Genomic DNA, 14,713 nt, shown 5'->3' on the forward strand with positions numbered 1-14,713 from the left:
ATTATCAAAATATCAGATGACCAAAAATTTAAAAATAGTCCAAAATTGCCTACTATGAGAAAAATGCTATTTCTGTTTTTGGTAATCACCTACACTACACAGGCACAAATCGTTAAAGAATACAAACAGACTCCACTACAACAAGTTCTATCGGAGTTATCTGAATCCTATGATCTTATTTTTTCATTTAGTGATGATATTGTTAAAAACAAGATCATAACTGTAGCCATACAAGACACGCCAATAGATGAACTGCTTGTTATCCTTAAATCCTTAACCGATCTTAATTTCAAAAAAATATCGGATCGACAAGTGATTGTTAGTGCTCCAGACAACAAGGTTGAAGTATGCGGATATCTTTTTGATGAAAGTACAAATGAGCCGTTATCCTTTGCCTCTATTAGTATTGAAAGCTCAAAAACAGGAACTATAGCGGCAGATGATGGTTTTTTTCAACTGGGAATGGTTTCTCAGGATGAAATGATACAAATCGAATATGTTGGCTATCTAGATAAACGTATAAAAGCATCAGATTTTAAGACAGGAAGTTGCCCAAGAATACCCATGTTTGTTACCACTACTGCTCTAGAAGAAGTATTGATCGTAGAATATCTTACTACAGGAATTGATAAAAGCATTGATGGTTCTTTCTTGGTCACCAATGAAAATTTAGGGATCTTACCTGGTCAAAGTGAACCTGATATTTTACAAAGCATACAACTTATCCCCGGGATTAGTAGCCCCAGTGAAACTGTGACCGGAATCCAGATACGAGGGGGATCTCCAGATCAAAACCTCATCCTTTGGGACGATATTAAAATGTACAATACGGGACATTTATTCGGGATGCTATCTGCATTTAATCCCTATATCGTTCAAGATGCAAAAATTTTTAAAGGCGGTGCAGATCCCAAATACGGAGATCGAGTGTCTGGAGTTATTGCTATTTCTAGTGATCGGGAAGTTCCTGAAAAATTCAACGGCGGTGTAGGAATTAACGGTACTCATGCTGATCTTTTTCTAAAGGCTCCGTTAGGAAACAAAGTAGGATTAATAGTTTCTGGTCGACGTTCTTATACTGATTTGGTTGAAACGCCCACCTACGATGCTTTTTCTGAAAAAGTATTTCAAAACACTAAAATTGTAGATACTGCAGGTCCTGTTGATGAAGAAGAAGACGAAGAAATTGAAGAAGACATCGGATTCAACGACTTCTTCTTTTATGATACCAGTGCAAAACTAATCATTGCACCTTCAAAAAAAGATAAGATTATGGTAAGTGGTATTTATACCAAAAATGATCTCACTTTTGAAATCGACAACGAAGAAGATCTGATTACCGATGATTTGGAAATCAGCAATGAGGGTGCTAGTTTTTCTTGGGTAGGATCTCGATCCAAACGTTTGGATCACGAGTTAAAGGCATACTACTCAAAATTTGATTCTGATTATTTGTTTACCATTCGAGAAGAAAATATTTTGGAAGAACAATCGATAAGACAAAATCGTGTAGAGGATATCGGTATGGATGCAAATATCACCTATCATTTTGATCCTAAGCATCTATTGACCTTGGGGTATCAATTTTCTAACAATGAAGTTTTTTATGCCATTACCATCGATGGTGAATTTGAGAACCCAGTGAATGAAACAGACCTGGTTAAAAACACAGCGAATACGATTTATGCTAACTATAAGCTTTTACCCAAAAATAAAGGGCTCATTTATCTGGGAGTACGAGCTTCTCATTATTCGGTTGTAAATGATTTCTATATCGAACCAAGAGTGAATATAGAATATCCTATTGCTAAACACCTGCGTTTAAAAGCAACGGGAGAACTTAGGTTCCAACCTATCAGTCAACTTATAGAATTTGAAGATACTCAGCTTCGCTTAAACAATGACCTGTGGGTTCATGCCAATAATGAAGAAATTCCTGTAGTTGAGAGTACCCAGTTTTCTGGAGGGTTCTTGTTTTCCAATAATGATTGGAATATTGAACTAGATGGATACTATAAAAACATAGAAGGATTAACCTCTGCCACCAATGGCTTTAATGCCATAGCGACAGATTTATCTACTGGAGAAAGCAGGGTTTTTGGATTGGATGTATTGATTAAAAAGCGATTTAAGAATTTCAGAACCTGGTTAGGATACACCTTTAATGATATCGAATACACCTTTCCAGAAATTCAAGCCAATCCTTTTCCTGGGAACAATGATATTACTCACAATTTTCAAATTTCGAATACATTAAAAGTGAATGATTGGGAGTTTTCTTTAGGATGGTTATGGCGCTCTGGAGCACCATTTACCGATGCAGATCTTGTAGGCGAAGAAATTGTATTTGGATCAGCAAATGCTTTACGCCTTCCTGCTTATCACAGAATGGATGTATCTGCTATATATCGATTTAATTTTAATACCACAGGAAGTTGGAGAGGCCAACTAGGAGCATCTATCCAAAACCTGTATAGAAGACAGGTACCTATAGCGGTGAGTTATCAGGTTGACGAAAATCCAAACACCGGAGATATTGAATTGGAGGTACTCCGACAAGAATCTCTTGGATTTACACCCAATCTCATTTTCAGGATGTACTTTTAACAGGCCTACTTGTTTTGATCTGTAACCGCAATAACCCTATCACGATGTAAAAATCGAATCAATGTGATTTCATTTTCTTTGGTGATGGATCCCAAAACGTAATAAAACCCTATACCCATTTTATAAGCTTTAGCTGTACCTGTGATTTTACGAAACTTAGGCAGCTCGGCAATAGTATTCGCACTTTTAATGGCAGTAAAAACACTCTTTAGTTTTTCCTGCAAAGAAGGATCTTGAGTCTCCTTGTAGTCGGCCGCAAATTGTGAAGATATCAAAAGTTCCATACACTGCTATTCCGTAAACAAATCATTTTCTGAAATCGTATCATCCATGTTAGCCTGCTGTAAAAGTAATAGTAAACCAAGATCTTCTTTTTGAGCTGCAGACATCTTTTTTAACTGCTCATTTTGCTTGTGATCAATATACCAAGAAATCGCATCCTCCATTACTTTCTTTACACTAGAATCCTCTAAAGCCGCTAATAGCTTTAGTTTAGGAATTATTTGATCATCGATATCAATTATTTTTCTCATTGTATATATTCTATATATTGTATGCTAAATATACATATATTTTCACTTCAAAGAAAGAAATCCATCATCCAGTTTTTCGAATTATACATATAACAGAATAAGGGAAGGGATAAAATCAACTATATTTGAATGCATAATTGAGCATGAATGAATTACATAGATATTATTTTGGGGATTCTTTTGTTATGGGGAATGATAAAAGGCCTTAGCAAGGGTTTATTTGCTTCACTAGCTTCTCTGGTAGCTTTGATTGTAGGGATCTATATAGCAGTCCATTTTTCTGATATTGTTGGAGGGTATTTGCAAGAATATGTAGACTGGTCTGAAGGGGCTATGAAATTGGTTGCTTTTGCGCTCACGTTTATATTGGTTGTTATCCTTGTCTCGTTAGCAGGAAAATTATTGACCAAGATTGCAGATTATGCAGCACTCGGTATACTCAACAAAATATTGGGAGGTGCTTTTGGTGTATTAAAAATGGCTTTTATCGCCAGTGTTATCCTGATCTTTGTAGATGCCATAAATCGAAATATTACACTGATCAAACAAGAGACTTTAAATTCGTCCATACTGTATGAACCGGTGCGTAAAATTGCACCTGCAGTTCTCCCTAATTTGTTGAGAAAAGACACAGAACAACAAAAGGCCTAACAAGGCCTTTTTGCATATCTTATTACATAATATCGATAAGGAAATTTATCCCTTTCCTATCTTTTCGATTACAATTTGACGCACTGCACCAATACAAGAATCAAAGTCTTTGAATACGAAATGCTCGGGCACCAAATCTGGGATAATATTCATCTTTTTGGTGAGATACAAAGGTTGTTGCTGTATCCCTACAATAGAAGAATCTATACCTTTTTGATCCAGACCTAGTAAAATCTCCTCAAGAACATATACCCCGGATTGATCCATATAAGGCACTTTATCCATTCGTATGATCACATGGGCTGCCGTTTCGGGGATCTGGCTAGCAAGCTCCTGTAATTCGCTTGTAGCACCAAAAAATACCGGCCCACTAAGGTGCTTGATAAAAATCTCTTCTTGTAGCTCTTTTGGAAAATTAGTTTCATCCTTCCATAGTTTTTCGATCTTTGGAGTATGTTCTACCCCATCCAGAGATACTAACTTAGATTGTCGAGCAGTAACATCTCCCATTTTTTTCATAAAGATCAAAGATGCGATAATCAATCCAATCCCAACCGCATAGATCAAATTCCAGGTAACGGATAATACCAATACAATAAGCATGATCACTACCTCTATTTTTGGCATATGAGGGATGGCTCTTAATCCTTTGTAATCCATTACTCCGATTCCCACAGTAATTAGAATTCCAGCTAGTACAGCCGCCGGAATTTGTGAAGCAACAGGCCCTAGAGCTAATAAAACAATCAACAACAGTACTCCTGCAATCATTCCGGATAGTTTTGATTTCCCTCCGGCATTGATATTTACTACAGTACGAATAGTAGCTCCGGCACCAGGTATTCCACCAAATAGTGCAGCAATACTATTCCCTATTCCTTGCCCCACTAATTCTCTATTAGGATTGTGTTTGGTCTTGGTCATATTATCAGCTACCACCGAAGTCAAAAGAGAGTCTATAGCTCCCAATATAGAAAGTGTTAGTGCCGAAAAGATATAGGGCGCCACAGAGCCTAAACTAAAGTCCGAAAATATAGAAAGATTGAATTTTGGGAACCCACTTGGTATTTCCTGTATGGGTCGATAATCCAAATTAAACCCATAAGCGATACCAGATACCAATAGTAAAGCAACCAAAGTGCTCGGTATTGCTTTTGTTATTCGTTTAAAACCATATACAACCAGTATGGTGGCAAGACATAGTATAAGCTCTAAATAGTTGATATTACCTAATGCGTTTGGTAAACTTTTTAAAGAACCTACCACTCCCGAGGAGTAGTTTCCTGCCAAAGCTGTAGCTTCTAATTCAACTTCTCCCGGAGTAATCTTCTCTGCTCTTTTGATCGTTTCTTTAAAATCTCCTAATACCAAAATCCCTTCACCAGCTTCATCCTTAAGGATCTTATTCAAAATTACTTCTTCTGCCTCAGGCATAAACTTACTTACAAAAGCTTTATCCTCCTTTGGGTAGTACCCCAAGGCCGGCAAGAACTGCGTAATAAGAATCATTACCCCAATTGCAGTCATAAATCCAGAAACCACGGGATAAGGGATATATCGAATATACTTTCCTACGCCAACAACACCCAGTCCAATTTGTATGATCCCTGCTAGTAAAAAAACGGTTAGTATTGCTGGCAATGCAGCATTAACATCTCCGTTGTGTGCTCCAATTAAACCTGCAATGATTAACATACTTACTGCGGTCATTGGTGCTGTAGGACCAGAAATCTGAGTATTTGTACCTCCAAAAAGCGCGGCAAAAAAGCTAATAAAGATAGCTCCATATAAACCTGCGCTAGGTCCTAATCCAGAAGATACTCCAAATGCAAGTGCTAATGGTAATGCAACGATACCGGCGGTTAACCCACCAAAGACGTCCCCTTTTAAATGTTTGAAAAAACCCTTCATATTGGCTATAGTTTGTGTTTGTTTTCCTTATTTCAAAATCAAAAATACCAATAAAAAAAGAGCTGTCGCACACACGCAACAGCTCTTTTTCTAAAAAATTATAAATGTCTTATGCTTCAAAGAAGGTCACTTTCCCGTCATTAATATCATACATTCCTCCTAGAATCAGGATTTCCCCATTGTCTTCCATCTCTTTGAGCACGGCACTTTGGGTTCTGATATTATCGATAGTCATGTGTACATTCTTAACAGCGACTTCGTTTACAAAATCAATATTTTTTGAAGTACGTTCTGCAGCGTCAGCAGGTTCGGTAACCGCTGCTACAGCTGGTTTTATTTTACTGATCAATGCAGTAAGGTTTCCTAATTTTGCATCATCACAAGCTCCTTTTACGGCTCCACAACTAGTATGTCCTAATACTAATACCAACTTGGTACCTGCCAATTTACATGCGAATTCCATACTTCCCAGGATATCTTCATTTACGAAATTACCAGCTACTCTTGCGCTAAAAATATCTCCTATCCCTTGATCAAAAATCAATTCTGAAGATACTCGAGAATCTATACAACTCAATATCGTAGCAAAAGGATACTGACCAGATTTTGTATCTGTTACTTGTTCCAAAAGATCCCGATCCGCTTTTAAGCTTTTTTGAAATCTTTCGTTTCCTTCTTTAAGCAACTCTACTGCCTTTTGTGGAGTAATTGCTGCTTGTGTTTCTTTTGTAAGTGCTTTCATGTGTGTAGTTACTAATATTATTAATTTTATGCGGTTCGAGGTCGTAATTTAAAAAACTGGATATAACTATCGGGGTTTTCAATCTCACCTCTTTCAGAAATCAATTTGATATCTATTCTTCTATTCTTTGCCTTTTCAGAGAAGTCTTCTAAAATTTCTATGATATCATTATCCAAATATCTAGTCTTCCTAACATCCAAGGTTAAGTAAGTTTCTTCTGGTAATCGATCCAATTCTTTAAGAATTGCTCCTTTATTGAAAAAAGTTACTTCTTCTGCCAATGTCATATTTACGCGATGCTTACCATTACTAACATCTTCCATATGCAGGAAGTGTGAATTTTGATAACTCTTGATAAGGATAACAACAATTCCTACCATTAGCCCTAAACCAATACCCCATAAAAGATCTATAAACACAATACCTAATACAGTAACTACAAACGGGATAAATTGTTTCCAACCTAAATTGTACATAGTTTTAAACAACGCTGGTTTTGCCAATTTATATCCTACAATAAATAAGATGGCAGCAAGTACAGATAATGGAATTTTTGTCAAGAGTGTTGGGATTAAGATAACTGAAATCAACAAAAAGAAACCATGAATAATAGCAGACATTTTGCTGCGTCCTCCAGATTGAATATTTGCAGAACTACGAACAATTACCTGTGTAATCGGTAGTCCGCCAATAAATCCTGAAATCATATTTCCTGCTCCTTGAGCCAATAATTCTCGGTTGGTAGGTGTAACTCTTTTTTCAGGATCTAGTTTATCGGTTGCTTCAACACATAATAGTGTTTCTAAACTTGCTACTAATGCAATAGTAAATGCAGTGATCCAAATATCTGTATTTGTAATTACAGCAAAATTAGGAAAGCTAAATTGCCCTAAAAAGCTATCAATACCATCCGGAATAGGAACGGCTACCAAATGATCTTTAGTAATATTTAACGCACCATCCTTGGTAAAAACATAAAACAATATACCAACGACCACAGCTACCAAAGGACCTTGAATAAGTTGGAAAATTTTACCCTTTTTTGATAAAACCTTATTCCAAAGGATTAATATCCCCAATGCGATCAAAGCAATCACTGTTGCTCCTACACTCACATTTCCGCTAATTACGGCATTTATAGTCTTTAATAGTTCTGTTAAAGTGTTTTCTCCATCCAATTGTAAAAAGGCAAAATTACCTTCTGGATTTTTGTCCAAACCAAAAAAGTAGGGTATTTGTTTTAGAATGATAATAATTCCAATACCTGTTAGCATTCCTTTGATTACTGATGACGGAAAATAATATCCAATAATTCCGGCTTTAAGAAGTCCAAAAGCTATTTGAATTGCTCCTCCTAGTACTACAGCTACCAAGAAATTTTCGAAACCTCCCAGTGCACCAATAGCGGATAATACAATAGCCGCAAGACCCGCTGCCGGACCACTTACTCCGATTTGAGAACCACTAAGAATACCTACAACTATACCTCCTACTATCCCTGCTATCAATCCAGAAAATAATGGAGCTCCACTGGCAAGTGCAATACCCAAACATAATGGTAATGCTACAAAAAACACGACAATACTTGCCGGTAAATCATTTTTTAATGTTTTAAAAACGCTCATAATATAAATCTATTTGGTTGTTTGTGCTTTTATCTGAGTTTTAAAAAGTACAATCGAATAAAAAAATGTTTTGTTTCGGTAAAAAAACAATATCAACCGCTACCTAAGCGTATATGCTCAAGTAGACATCATTGATTGGTTACGGTAAAAACTAGGCGAATTCTGGAGGAGGCGTCTTATGTTCCAGATATACCGAGATATTTGAGGTAAACAGGTCAGGATACGTATTGATACTATTATCCACCCATCTCGTAAGTCTTTGATCGAAGTCTTGTGAAATTTTATCTTTCTCTTTTACGTCTTCTTTTTCTGAATTTTCTTTTTCCTGCTGTTCAGAACTCTCTGTTTCCTCTAAGACGATAGAGGATTTATCTTCACAAACGTAAAAATCAATTAATCCAGCCCCATAATAGGATAAATGTAGAAGGAATCCTAACATGATTAACAAACGAGCTATTTGAGGCTTGAACATCAACTATACTAAATTTTGAGAAGCTAAAATAACAGTATTACTTTCAAATTCTGTTAAATCAATCGTAAATTTGCCCGAATATTACAATTCTTTCAGGTCTTCAGAAGGAATCCAACCTATTTTTCCGTCAGTAAGTTTTATCTTTTTCCAATTATTTACAGTCTCGGTAACTTCTACTTTTGTTCCTTCATGCAATTGAAAAATGTCTTCACTTCGAAGATTTGGTTCACTCTTGATGGTTGTTTCCTGCGCAAAAATGATCGCAAACTGATTGTTTTGTATGTTATCAAACCGTCTGAAAGCAAAAAATATTGAGAATAATCCAATCAAAACGATTGCCCAACTAGCCACAAAAAATAAACGCTTTTTTGAGGAAGTTCTAGCCACGTAGTACAAAATAAATAATACTACAAAGCTTATAACACACAATACAGAAGCCCATGCCCAACCGTCAAACGAAAACAATGAGGTAAATCGATTTAAGGTACCCGAGATGAATCCTTCGGGTATCGCATCAATGGCATCTATTGTAGCGTTTTGAGCAAAAACCAAGTTGTTTTGGATATCTTCGTCATTTGGAGCCAATTCTAACCCCTTTTCGAAGTAATAAATACTAGGCCCTACATTACTGAGCTTATAATGCGCATTTCCAAGATTATAATATAGCGCTGCTGACTCCTGACCAGCATCCAAAATAGATCTATAGGCGTCTATAGCCTCCTGGTATTTTTCCTGATTATATAATGCATTAGCTCTTTGAAACTTTTCTGTATGCTGCGAAAAACCAGAGAAGCATGCTATAAAAACTAGTATGTTAACTATTTGTTTCACGGTATATTTTTATAATTGTTTATCGATACTAGCAATCACTCTAGAAGCTTTATCATAATCTTGCTGCATCGCCGAAGTAGATGAAGGAGTATATCTTGCAAACTCACAACTTTCTAACAATCCTATAAATTCTATTGCTGTGGTATCATCAACTTCTCTTTCTTTTAGCAATCGTTGTATTCGATCTTTGCTCATCTCACTGGTTTGGATTTGCAACTTCGCCTTAAGATAATTATGAAGTGCTCTTTCCATAGCGATATAAAACTCTTTTTGATTTCCTAAATTTTTCTTTGCCTCAGAAAGGTATTTACGCGCTAGTTTATCTGCTTTTCTAACTCTATTCCCGCTAATATCGTTAAGACGTTCTTCTCTTTTCTTACCAAAGAATAAAAATAGGGGAATTGCTAACAAAGGTGCAGTTAGTGCTACCCAATATGCAGTAGACTTGAAGAAATGTTCTTTTTGAATGGGTTCGAGATTAGCATCCAGCTTCAAAAATCTGAATTGCGTACCCGTTTGTGTTACCAGCTTTTTACCACTATTGGTAGCTTCTGTTGTGCTTACCACATCGCCACCATCTGGTCCTGTTTTTACATTAATTATGATCTCATCAGAAGTAATGCGCTTGTAACTCTCTGTTTTCAGATCAAAATAAGAGAAAGAAATCGATGGTAAAGGATATTTACCCTTATACTGCGGTACCAAGGTATAAGTGTCTCCAATATTTCCTGCCATTCCGGTAAGGTTAGTTCTTACACGCTCATTATGTTCAGGTTCGTACTGCTCTAATCCGTTGGGAACACTTAATTTTGGTAAATCGAACAACTTCAGGTTACCATTACCTGTTACCGATACTTTGGCTTCTAGTGACTCTGTAGCATCCAATTCTCGTTTGTTGGTAGTTACCTTAAAATCAAAAGATCCCACTGCCCCTGAAAAATCATCAGGCCTTCCTTGTTGTGGCAAAGGTTTTACATTAATCGTTCTATTACCGGCAGCCACGGTCTTGTTTACTGTAGAATATAGTCTACCCCCAAAGATATCTCTTCGTTTGGTAGGCACATCTACAGAGACCGTAAGAGTTAAAGGTTCTATGTTTAATTTCCCCGTTTTTTGAGGATACAATACGGTTTTGCGCAGTACTACAAATCGATAAGGTTCTCCTTTATATTCTCCATTTTCGATCTTCAGTTGCTTCATATCAATGGCCTGACTCCAAAAATCACTATAGGTTGGACTGTCCAACTCCCGCCAATTACTCACACTGATCCTTGGGCTTACATACAGTTTATAAACTACTGTAATCGCTTCATTGAGATAAGGATTTCCTTTGGACACTTCGGCAACCAAATGTAAATTCTCGCTGGCTACAAAATCAGAGTTATTTCCATCTTTTGGCTTATCGACAGCTGCTGTTATTTCTACTTGTACTGGCAAGGTTTTATAGGTTTGCCCATCAATCTCTATGGTCGCTTGTTTGATGGTGATTCTACCTCTTCGAGTGGGTTCTAGAAAATAGCTAAACGTTTTTGAATAGGATCTTTTACCGTTGATCCAAGAATTACTAATGGATTGATTAGGACCACCTACAACCGTAAATCCCGAAAAAGAAGGAGGTGTAAAGTTATCTCCATCCTTATTCATCTCGAAATCCACGCGTAATCTTTCGTTTACGCCCAACTTTTTCTTACTCACCTTAGCTTCAAACTTTACCTGCGCAACGGTAAACTGAGTTACTGCGAGTACTAGGGTTAGAAAAATTAGTTTTAGTTTCATTCGTTTTATTTTTTCTCTTTCACTTCATCAAAAGCTTTAGGGAAGACGATATACTTACCAGTCTTTATCGGTACGTACCTTTTGCCCTTGTGCTTTTTTGGCATTTATCTTATCCTGAACTTTCTTTTCTTCATTATTCATGGCCTCCAATAGACTTTTTACCTGCTGAGGAGATAGCTGTCCTTGTGCCTGTTGTGGTTTTTGATCCTGAGGCTGTTCTTGTTTTTCATTTTCACCTTGTCCCTGATCCTTTTCTTCATCTTTAGGCTCTCCTTTATCATCTTTCTCCTGATCGCCTTTATCCTTATCGTCTTCGCCCTCTTCCTTATCATTCTGCTGATCCTGTTCATTGTCACCATCATCTCCTTTTTGATCCTGCTTATCATCTCCTTCTTTCTGATCCTGATTGTCCTGATTTTGCTGATCTTCGTTTTGATCCTGGTCCTGATCTTGATCATCCTGGTTTTGGTCATTTTGCTGTTGCTCTTCTTCCAGCATCTTTTTGGCCAAAGCTAGGTTATAACGGGTTTCATCATCCTTGGGATTATTACGAAGTGCATTTTTATAGGCTTCGACCGCTTCTTTATACTTCTTTTGTTCCATATAGGTATTTCCTTGATTATGAAATGCCTTATGTTTTTCGGATTTGGTCGCCGTTTCTATTTTTGCTGCCTCCTTATAACGCAGATGTGCCTCGTCATATTTTTCTGAATTGTAATAGGCATTGGCAAGATTATATTTTGCTGTGGGATCTACAGGGTTTTTGGCAATAGCCTTTCTGTACTCTCCTTCAGCCTTTGGGAAATTACCATCTCTGGTAAGCACCTCATTACCTGTTGCTACAAATTGTCTTGCTTCATTAGCCAACTCCTCGAGGTTCTGCTCTTGTGCAAAACTCAATCCAAATACAAACAACGATATGATAATGCTATAATATTTCATCTTATTGCTCATTAAAAAGGTTTAACTTCTTTAACCAGGATGTCTTTCTCTCCAACAAGAAAATATCTAAGAACAACAATAAAAGCCCTGCTCCCAAAAACCATTGAAACTGATCTTTGAAATCTGCGAACTGCTTTGCTTCAAACTCTTTCTTATCCATATTTTGTAATATGGTCGTTACCTCTTCTACCACATTACTGGTATTTCTCCCTTCAATATATGTGCCATCGGCTTCGTTGGCAATTTCCTGCAAAATTGACGCATTCAATTTTGTAATTACCGTCTCTCCCTGGCTATTCTTTTTGTAGGACTGTACAATTCCATTTCTTTTTATGGGGATTGGTCCTCCTTTTTGGGATCCTACACCAATGGTAAAAATTTTGATCCCTTCTTCTGCTGCTTCTTCAGCAATGGCTTGTACATTTCCTTCGTGATCTTCACCATCGCTCACAATAAACAACACCCTATTGGTTTGCTCTTCGTCGTTGTAATAAGTTTTTGCCAATTCTATCGCCTCATAGATTGCCGTTCCTTGTGAAGATAACATATCGGTATTCATGGATTGAAGGAACATTTTACCCGAAGCATAATCTGTTGTAATCGGCAACTGTGGAAATGCACTAGCCGCATAAGCGATGATTCCGATTCTATCGCTTGCCAGATTATTGATAATCTGAGTCACTAATTGTTTCGATTTTTCTAATCGATTAGGCGCAATATCCTCTGCCAACATACTTTTGGAAACATCAATAGCAAAAACAACATCTACCCCTTCTCGTTTTACCGTTTCCAGCTTGGTTCCGATTTTTGGGTTGACCAAAGCCATCACCAGGCAGGCTAAAGCCAGACTAATTACAGCAATCTTCAGTATCGATTTGAAAACAGAGCGATTAGGACTTAATTTCTTCAGCAATTCTGGGTTGGCGAACTTTTTTTGCATCGTCTTTTTCCATACCAACACTCCTAAAAACATGAGTATGAGCACCGGAATCCCCAGTAATAACCAAAAGTATATTTTTTCTTCTAATAGATACATATGTTATCTGTGTTATCCTCTATATATTACAACCTTGGATCTCACGTATTGTTACAATTATTAACTCAACTTTTTATCTGCAATGCAAAAGCATTAATCTTTTCTTTCACATCAGCAGGAATTTCATCATCTTTTACCCAGGAATGCACATCTCCCAAATAATTCATGCCCAAATAAGAAGCACTTCTTGAAAATGGCAAATGAAACTCTTCTGGGCGATCATCACTGTTACTGCAGCTCAACATACCCATATTCATTCCTCGAAGCATACGACCAAAGTCCTTTTCCTGATACAAAAAATCTGAAATTCGATCCAAAAATGTCTTCATTGTTGCACTCATTGTATACCAATATACAGGAGTAGCAAAAATGATCGTTTGGTAATTTTGCACTATCCCTTTAAAGAGATAATTAAAATCATCATCCTTATTTTTAAATTCATAATCAAAATAACCAATGTCTTTTTGACTAAGATCTACAGCTTCAAAACCGGTAATCTCCTGAAGATACGTTACCACTTTGGATGTATCTCCATTACTGCGTGAGCTACCAACTAGTATTATTCCTTTATTCATCAATTTTTACACAAAACTTCTAAATACGGTGTATCGAAGCAAAAACTCGACAAAAATCAACAATCCAGCAAGTAGCACCAGGGACCTGAATTTTTCTTCGTAGTTATAAAACTTAAACTCTTCGATATCCGTTTTTTCTAATTTATCAATTTCCTGATAGATTTCTTCTAATTTTTTGTTATTAGTTGCTCTAAAATATTTTCCTCCGGTTGCTTTGGCAATTTCCTTCAACAATTCTTCATCAATTTCTACCTGCACCCTTCCGTACTGGAAAGAACCGTTGGGTAATATAGCAACAGGTGCCAGCGCCATCCCATTGGTTCCTAAGCCAATCGTATAGGTTTTAACACCATATTCTACCGCTAGTTCTGAAGCAATTTTAGGATCGATAAATCCGGCATTATTAGATCCATCGGTAAGTAATATGATCACCTTGCTCTTAGCTTTACTATCCTTAAGCCTGTTTACGGATGTTGCTAATCCCATCCCAATGGCTGTTCCGTTTTCCAAAACATTGTCATAGCGCACATCTTTCATGCTATTCAAAACAATAGATTTATCACTTGTAATTGGTGTTTTGGTAAAACTTTCTCCCGCATATACTACTAACCCGATTCGATCATTAGGTCTATCTTTTATAAATTCTGCTGCTACCTCCTTTAAGGCTTCAAGGCGATTTGGTCGCAAATCTTTGGCAAGCATACTGGCAGAAACATCGATAGCCATTACAATATCTATACCTTTGGTCGTCTTGGTCTTTGTAGATACATCTACTGTTCTTGGTCTTGCCAGCGCAGTTATGATTAACGCCATTGCAATTAATCGTAACGCAAACAAAAGTGGTTTTAGTTTTGTTAACCAGCTACCAGCAACCTTAAAACCTTTGATACTAGATATTTTGAGCTCGGCCTGTTGTTTATTGCGTTTCCATATAAACCAAGCTATCGCCAATGGTAGCAACAAAAACAACCAGAAAAACTGTGGATTTTCGAATGTAAAGTTTTCAAACATT

The 14,713-nt window shown here is 36.9% G+C and carries 14 protein-coding genes; 2 read left to right on the plus strand and 12 right to left on the minus strand.

Translation table 11 applies throughout. From position 1 onward, the window contains the following. Positions 1-54: 54 nt before the first annotated feature. Positions 55-2,607: a TonB-dependent receptor domain-containing protein gene (locus BUE24_RS10180; RefSeq protein WP_073315915.1), complete on the plus strand. Its 2,553-nt coding sequence runs from the start codon at positions 55-57 to the stop codon at positions 2,605-2,607. Between the two features lie 5 nt (positions 2,608-2,612). Here the strand turns inward: BUE24_RS10180 and BUE24_RS10185 are convergent, their stop codons facing one another. Both BUE24_RS10185 and BUE24_RS10190 read right to left on the minus strand, forming a co-directional pair. Beyond that, positions 2,613-2,891 carry a hypothetical protein gene (locus BUE24_RS10185; RefSeq protein ID WP_073315916.1) on the minus strand — a complete coding sequence of 93 codons (279 nt, stop codon included), beginning with the start codon at positions 2,889-2,891 and terminating at the stop codon, positions 2,613-2,615. A 6-nt stretch (positions 2,892-2,897) separates the two neighbouring features. Continuing rightward, entirely contained in the window at positions 2,898-3,140 is a 243-nt protein-coding gene (locus BUE24_RS10190) for a hypothetical protein (RefSeq protein WP_073315917.1), read from the minus strand. Positions 3,141-3,287: 147 nt separating this feature from the next. On the opposite strand from BUE24_RS10190, the gene BUE24_RS10195 reads away from it, so the two are divergent. After that, a complete protein-coding gene (locus BUE24_RS10195) occupies positions 3,288-3,791 on the plus strand; it encodes a CvpA family protein (RefSeq protein ID WP_073315918.1) in 504 nt (167 codons plus the stop codon). Positions 3,792-3,836: 45 nt separating this feature from the next. Here BUE24_RS10195 and BUE24_RS10200 read toward each other — a convergent pair whose 3' ends face one another. The 10 genes from BUE24_RS10200 to BUE24_RS10245 all read right to left on the minus strand — a co-directional run bounded on the left by BUE24_RS10200 (position 3,837) and on the right by BUE24_RS10245 (position 14,712). Continuing rightward, positions 3,837-5,702, minus strand: coding sequence for a SulP family inorganic anion transporter (locus tag BUE24_RS10200; protein WP_073315919.1), 1,866 nt, complete (start codon positions 5,700-5,702; stop codon positions 3,837-3,839). A 109-nt stretch (positions 5,703-5,811) separates the two neighbouring features. Then, a complete protein-coding gene (locus BUE24_RS10205; RefSeq protein WP_073315920.1) occupies positions 5,812-6,444 on the minus strand; it encodes a carbonic anhydrase family protein in 633 nt (210 codons plus the stop codon). Positions 6,445-6,470: 26 nt separating this feature from the next. Further along, positions 6,471-8,069, minus strand: a complete 1,599-nt coding sequence (locus tag BUE24_RS10210; protein WP_073315921.1) for a SulP family inorganic anion transporter — start codon at positions 8,067-8,069, stop codon at positions 6,471-6,473. Positions 8,070-8,220: 151 nt separating this feature from the next. After that, on the minus strand, positions 8,221-8,541 hold the full coding sequence (locus tag BUE24_RS10215) for a hypothetical protein (RefSeq protein WP_073315922.1): 321 nt from the start codon (positions 8,539-8,541) through the stop codon (positions 8,221-8,223). A gap of 81 nt (positions 8,542-8,622) precedes the next feature. After that, positions 8,623-9,372, minus strand: a complete 750-nt coding sequence (locus BUE24_RS10220) for a tetratricopeptide repeat protein (RefSeq protein ID WP_073315923.1) — start codon at positions 9,370-9,372, stop codon at positions 8,623-8,625. A 9-nt stretch (positions 9,373-9,381) separates the two neighbouring features. After that, positions 9,382-11,148 (minus strand): BatD family protein, encoded by a 1,767-nt coding sequence (locus tag BUE24_RS10225; protein ID WP_073315924.1) that lies wholly within the window; start codon positions 11,146-11,148, stop codon positions 9,382-9,384. Positions 11,149-11,202: 54 nt separating this feature from the next. Then, positions 11,203-12,102, minus strand: a complete 900-nt coding sequence (locus tag BUE24_RS10230; RefSeq protein ID WP_073315925.1) for a tetratricopeptide repeat protein — start codon at positions 12,100-12,102, stop codon at positions 11,203-11,205. Further along, the gene (locus BUE24_RS10235) at positions 12,092-13,126 is read right to left on the minus strand and encodes a vWA domain-containing protein (RefSeq protein WP_073315926.1); all 1,035 of its coding nucleotides are present in this window, start codon (positions 13,124-13,126) and stop codon (positions 12,092-12,094) included. Before BUE24_RS10235 ends, BUE24_RS10230 begins: the two co-directional genes overlap by 11 nt. A gap of 65 nt (positions 13,127-13,191) precedes the next feature. Continuing rightward, a complete protein-coding gene (locus BUE24_RS10240) occupies positions 13,192-13,701 on the minus strand; it encodes a flavodoxin family protein (protein WP_073315927.1) in 510 nt (169 codons plus the stop codon). A 6-nt stretch (positions 13,702-13,707) separates the two neighbouring features. Next, complete coding sequence (locus BUE24_RS10245) at positions 13,708-14,712, minus strand: vWA domain-containing protein (RefSeq protein WP_073315928.1); 1,005 nt, start codon at positions 14,710-14,712, stop codon at positions 13,708-13,710. Position 14,713: the final 1 nt, after the last annotated feature.

The sequence above is a fragment of the Aquimarina spongiae genome (assembly GCF_900141785.1).
In the GTDB taxonomy this organism is placed as follows: Bacteria; Bacteroidota; Bacteroidia; order Flavobacteriales; family Flavobacteriaceae; genus Aquimarina; species Aquimarina spongiae.